This is a genomic window from Microbispora rosea, from assembly GCF_900156315.1.
Taxonomy (GTDB): Bacteria; Actinomycetota; Actinomycetes; order Streptosporangiales; family Streptosporangiaceae; genus Microbispora; species Microbispora rosea.
Map to the genome: position 1 here is coordinate 1 of NZ_FTNI01000070.1, position 4,465 is coordinate 4,465.

General features: G+C 67.7%; 6 protein-coding genes and 1 pseudogene. 3 read left to right on the forward strand and 4 right to left on the reverse strand.

Annotated features, from left to right (window positions below):
• Nucleotides 1-333 (forward strand): annotated as a pseudogene (locus BXA11_RS41795) (hypothetical protein); the annotation flags it as partial.
• 2 nt (nt 334-335) lie between these two features.
• On the opposite strand, the gene BXA11_RS40955 reads toward BXA11_RS41795, so the two are convergent.
• The gene (locus tag BXA11_RS40955; protein ID WP_076443327.1) at nt 336-623 is read right to left on the reverse strand and encodes a helix-turn-helix domain-containing protein; all 288 of its coding nucleotides are present in this window, start codon (nt 621-623) and stop codon (nt 336-338) included.
• Nucleotides 624-837: 214 nt separating this feature from the next.
• Here BXA11_RS40955 and BXA11_RS40960 point away from each other — a divergent pair, with 214 nt between their 5' ends.
• Complete coding sequence (locus BXA11_RS40960) at nt 838-1,440, forward strand: ATP-binding protein (protein WP_076443328.1); 603 nt, start codon at nt 838-840, stop codon at nt 1,438-1,440.
• Between the two features lie 203 nt (nt 1,441-1,643).
• Here the strand turns inward: BXA11_RS40960 and drmC are convergent, their stop codons facing one another.
• The 3 genes from drmC to BXA11_RS45215 form a co-directional block, all read right to left on the reverse strand.
• Nucleotides 1,644-2,411 (reverse strand): DISARM system phospholipase D-like protein DrmC, encoded by a 768-nt coding sequence (gene drmC / locus BXA11_RS40965; RefSeq protein ID WP_204054023.1) that lies wholly within the window; start codon nt 2,409-2,411, stop codon nt 1,644-1,646.
• A 122-nt stretch (nt 2,412-2,533) separates the two neighbouring features.
• Nucleotides 2,534-2,911, reverse strand: a complete 378-nt coding sequence (locus tag BXA11_RS40970; RefSeq protein ID WP_239105270.1) for a Zn-binding domain-containing protein — start codon at nt 2,909-2,911, stop codon at nt 2,534-2,536.
• Nucleotides 2,805-3,491, reverse strand: coding sequence for a hypothetical protein (locus tag BXA11_RS45215; protein WP_239105271.1), 687 nt, complete (start codon nt 3,489-3,491; stop codon nt 2,805-2,807). The genes BXA11_RS40970 and BXA11_RS45215 overlap by 107 nt, the downstream gene beginning before the upstream one ends.
• 131 nt (nt 3,492-3,622) lie before the next feature.
• Between BXA11_RS45215 and BXA11_RS45920 the strand changes: the two genes are divergently transcribed.
• Nucleotides 3,623-4,465 (forward strand): IS5 family transposase gene (locus BXA11_RS45920; protein WP_425293416.1). Its coding sequence is split into 2 segments (ribosomal slippage), with 841 coding nucleotides annotated over them: nt 3,623-3,979 and nt 3,982-4,465; the frame shifts between segments, so codons are not numbered across the junction. This gene is flagged as partial in the annotation.

Sequence of the window (4,465 nt, forward strand, 5' to 3'; positions counted from 1 at the left end):
GCCCTGGTCGGCACATGGCCCTGTCCGGTCAGCGCAGAGCGGTTGGCCGGCCTTGTCGGAGCACGATCAGCGTCGGCGCCACTGCCGCCGCCTCCGCTGCCCGCAGGGTCGATCCGCGCTCAGCGACGTGTCCATGCCAGCGGCCGGATCATGGTCGCAAGACAGGCGCTCAAGCTCGGCCCCCGCCACGCCGGCAAGCTCGTCACCGTCGTCATCGAGGACACACACTTCCGGATTCTGCACGGCGAGGAAGAAATCGCCATCAAGCCGCGGAAAGACCTCACCCCAGTCACCCGGCTCTACGTCCGCGGCAAAGACACCCAGCCGAGCTGACGTCAACCATGTCCTGAGACCGAAGCGTCAAGCATGTCCTGAGACCACACATTGACAGGCCACACGTCGTTCAGCGTGAGTGGCCGACCGAGGCGCGCGGCGAGCACGGCCACGATGACGCGGGCCACCGCCAAATCCGGCACGGTTGTCCCGGACAGGTAGCGCCCGATGCTCACCCGGCTCACGCTCACGCCGGATTCCCGGGCGAGCGGATGGGAGTTGATCCCTGCGGCGAAGCTCTCGTGCTTGCCGAAGCCGGCCTCCGCGTACAGGCGCGCAAGTCCAATCATTTCGTCCTTCCCTTCCTGATGAGGAGGACAACGGGGCCCGCAGGATAACAGGCTGCAATCACCCCATCACCGTCATGTTCACCGATGAACACGGCGAACTTTCTGAACCTGCAGCGGACGCGAAACGCCTGGTCAGGGCGCTGCGGATGAGATTTCCTTGGGCCTCGGCAACCGAGCGGGAGTGCGGTTGGCCCTTCATTTCGAGGAGGCAGCAATGACCCCTGGCTGGTGCCAGCGCGCCTTTCGCGGCGAGGCGCGCCAACTCCAGGAGGTACGCCGGTATGTCGGCGGCCTACTGGTCGACTGCCCGGACCGCGACGGCGTCATCACCTGCGTGGCCGAGCTAGCCTCGAACGCCATCATGCACACCCGCTCCGGAAATGGCGGCACCTTCGTTGTCCACGTGCAGCGCAGCACCAACGCACTGCGCATCGCCGTCGCGGACGCAGGAGCCGCGACGCAGCCGGCCATCCGCATTGCCGAGACCGAGAACCTTCTTGAGGGCGGCCGCGGCCTCGCGATCGTGGCGGCTCTGAGCGAGCAGATGGGTGTCGACGGGGACGCGCGAGGCCGGACCGTCTGGGCCGAGTTCCGCTGGCCCGAGCAGCAGCCCGTCACACGGACGTCGCCGGAGGTGGAGCCCTCCCGCGAATTTGTTGAGCTGGGCGCCAAGTTCGGTGCCTGGGTCTGCTGGTTCGGCAACCAAACACGTCAATGGTGGGCCATGCCCCGGATGGCCAAGCCGCTTCTGATCTCCGCTTCGTCTGCACACGATCTCGCACGCCGAATTGCAGTCATGGAGCAGTACGGCGCATAGACCGCCGCGTGGCCGGAGAATCGTCCACCCCGGGACGTGCCCCCGACTCCGGCCACGCGGCCCCAACCATGCAAGGTGGCGCTCTTCTCACCACCTATCGGAAGCAGCGCACTATGTCGCAGTACTGCGGCATCACAGTTTCTGTAAAGCTGACCGTCATCGCGAAGCTGTACCCGGCATGACCGACCACAGCTGACCGAGGATTACTTGGCAGGGCGCAAGGGACCAGCTTCGGGTCGCATGAGCGACCGGAAGTGCCCGACGAGCCTGCGCACCGTGTCGGGATCGCGGAGGACCACGCCGATCTCGAGGTTATGGGCGAGCGCCCGGTCGGTGAGATTCGCACTCCCGAGCAGAGCGATGTCCTCGTCCGCGGCGACGACCTTCGCATGGAGCGCAGGCACCGAGCTACCAGCCATCGGCCTGTCCGCCCAAGTCCAGAACCCAGCCAGCGGCCGGAGCTGCTCGAAAGCGTCGCTGGCGGCGGAACCGCCTCGCAGCGCGCCACCCTCCCCCGAGTTGCCTTCCAGGACCAGGTCCACCCGGACACCTCGTCTGACCGCCCTGGCTAGTTCATGCACGACCTCGGTGACGCCGAACGCGGCGAAGCTCACCACGAGCAACGACGTACGGCTGGCACGGATCACCTCGATGATTACCGAGCTGGTGAGCCGGACCGGCACCTCGTCGCTGTATGGTCCGCTGACCACGATGTCGGTTCTGTGACGCTGAGCGTCGTCACGCATCCGGGACGCGGTCTCCAGCGCAAGCGCCACCGCCGAACCCGGCACCGGCGGATCGGCCGCCGACCAGGCGGCAAGAAGCCGGGCCGCCCTGGTGTCCATACCGGCCCCCGTCCTGGTCCGGGCGAGCAGCCCTCGCAGCGCAGGATGCGGCGCCTGGTGGGCCCTGAGGATCCGTGCCCATGCCCGTACGTACGTACGCAGACGGAAGTTCCCGAGCGAGGGCAGCGATGACGGTGGACAGGTCGCTCATAATCGCGATGAACCACCGACGGTGCCCGCCGCGCCGCCAAGAACACAAGACTTGCCGCCCAGGTCAAGCACGCTCACCATGACGGATGCGTCGCCGCTCATGGCGCGGCCAGGAAGCCAATGCCTAAGTCGCTGACGGTATCGACCAGGAGGGCCCGATCCAGGTAATGGTTCCCTCTTTCACAGGAGGTCTCGGACGCGAATAGGCAGGCGTGGCAGGCCGAGCCGTACAGGTGGCCGTGCTCACGCGGGTCACGCTCGGCGCACAGCGGATCGGAGCTACACAGCCGCGCGGCGTCCAGCGCCTGCTCGATGAGTGTGCCGAGGCGGTCCTGCCGGCCCAGGGCCACCAGGCCGCCCAGCGTGCCCTCACTGTCCGGGGCGGCCGTATAGAGCAGCACTCCGGCCATGGGCTGGAGGTCGGTTCCGGCGTAGATCCGCTCGCCGATGCCTGCGGCGCTGTAGCCGCTTTCCAGCGCGAACTCCCGGATAAGCGCGTGGGCGAAGGTGTGCAGCAGCAGGTAACGGGCGCCCCGGCCAGCGGCCGGGTTCGAGCTTGCGCTGAGCCCGCCACCGGTCGTGCCCGGCGCGGAGCTGTCCGCAGCGTCGCCGGACGTCGTCACGTTGCTCCCAAGCGGCCAGCTCGTCCTCCCGGAAACGCAGGAAGATGCCCTCGCCACGCATCTCGGCGCAGGGAACCCATGTGGGCGGAGCGGCGGATATCGGCGCGTAGCCGGCGTCGCCTCCATCCTCACCCCACTCGGGGGCGTCGATCCGGGTGAAGCCGTACAGGGCCGACACCTTGCGCAGCCGGGTGACGAGGACCACCCCAGACAGCCAGCGCTTGGTGGCGGCGGGCAGGCGTTCCTTCTCGGTCGTGAAATCGGGCAGCTTGACCGGCTGGGGGCTGGTGAAGGCGTTCCATTCGGGGGTCATCAGGTCAGACTCGTCGCCCTGATCGTCGTCGCCGGAGTTCTCGGCGCGCCGCCGGACCGCCTTCCAGACCTCGTCGACGCCGTACTGCTCCAGCTCGCCCCAGCAGGCGAGCTTGGTCATGATTTTCTTTCCCCGCTTCTCGGGGAGATCAGCAATCTCCTCCAGGGCCTCCCACAGCTCGGCGACCCGCCCTAGGTCCTGTTTCTCGGATCTCCTGACGTGATCACGGTTTCACCCTCACCGTGGTCGGTGTGGGAGGCCGAGGGGACTTAACCAACGCGGAGTGGGAGCGGCTGAAGCCGTTGCTCCCACCCGCGGGAGCACGCGGTGGCAGGTGGAGTGATCACCGCACGGTCATCAACGGCGTGTTGTACCGGGCGCGGACCGGTGTGCCATGGCGGGACCTGCCGGAACGCTTCGGGCCGTGGCTGACGGTGTACAAGCGGCATCGCCGCTGGTCAGCTGATGGAACCTGGGCGCATCTGCTCGCACAGGTCCAGGCCGTCCAGGATGCTGAGGGCGGGATCGACTGGCAGGTGTCGGTCGACTCGACCACGACTCGGGCTCATCAGCATGCGGCCGGAGCGCGTAAAACACCTCCGCCTGCGGTCCCTGCGGCAAAGGGGGCGCGCGGCGGGACAAAGCGGGGCGATCCGGCGTTGCTGAGCTTGTCCGCCCGCCTGGCGGAGGTGGTCCAGCAGGTGAATGTCTAGGGCGTTCACGCGGAGGTCTCACCACGAAGATTCACCTGTCCGCCGACGGTCGTTGCCGGCCGCTGTCGTTGGTGCTCACCCCGGGGCAGCATGGCGACAGCCCGCAGTTCCAGGCGGTGCTGGAGAAGATCTCGGTGCCCCGGCTCGGGCCCGGCCGTCCTCGCGGCCGGCCGGACAGTGTCAGCGCGGACAAGGCCTACAGCTCACGCGCGAATCGCTCCTACCTGCGGCGGCGCAAGATCCCGCATACCATTCCCGAGCCTCCTGACCAGCGGGACAATCGCCGCAGGCGCGGCTCGGCCGGTGGACGCCCGACCGGGTTCGACAAAGAGCGCTACAAGAAGCGCAACGTTGTCGAGCGGGCGATCAACCGGCTGAAGA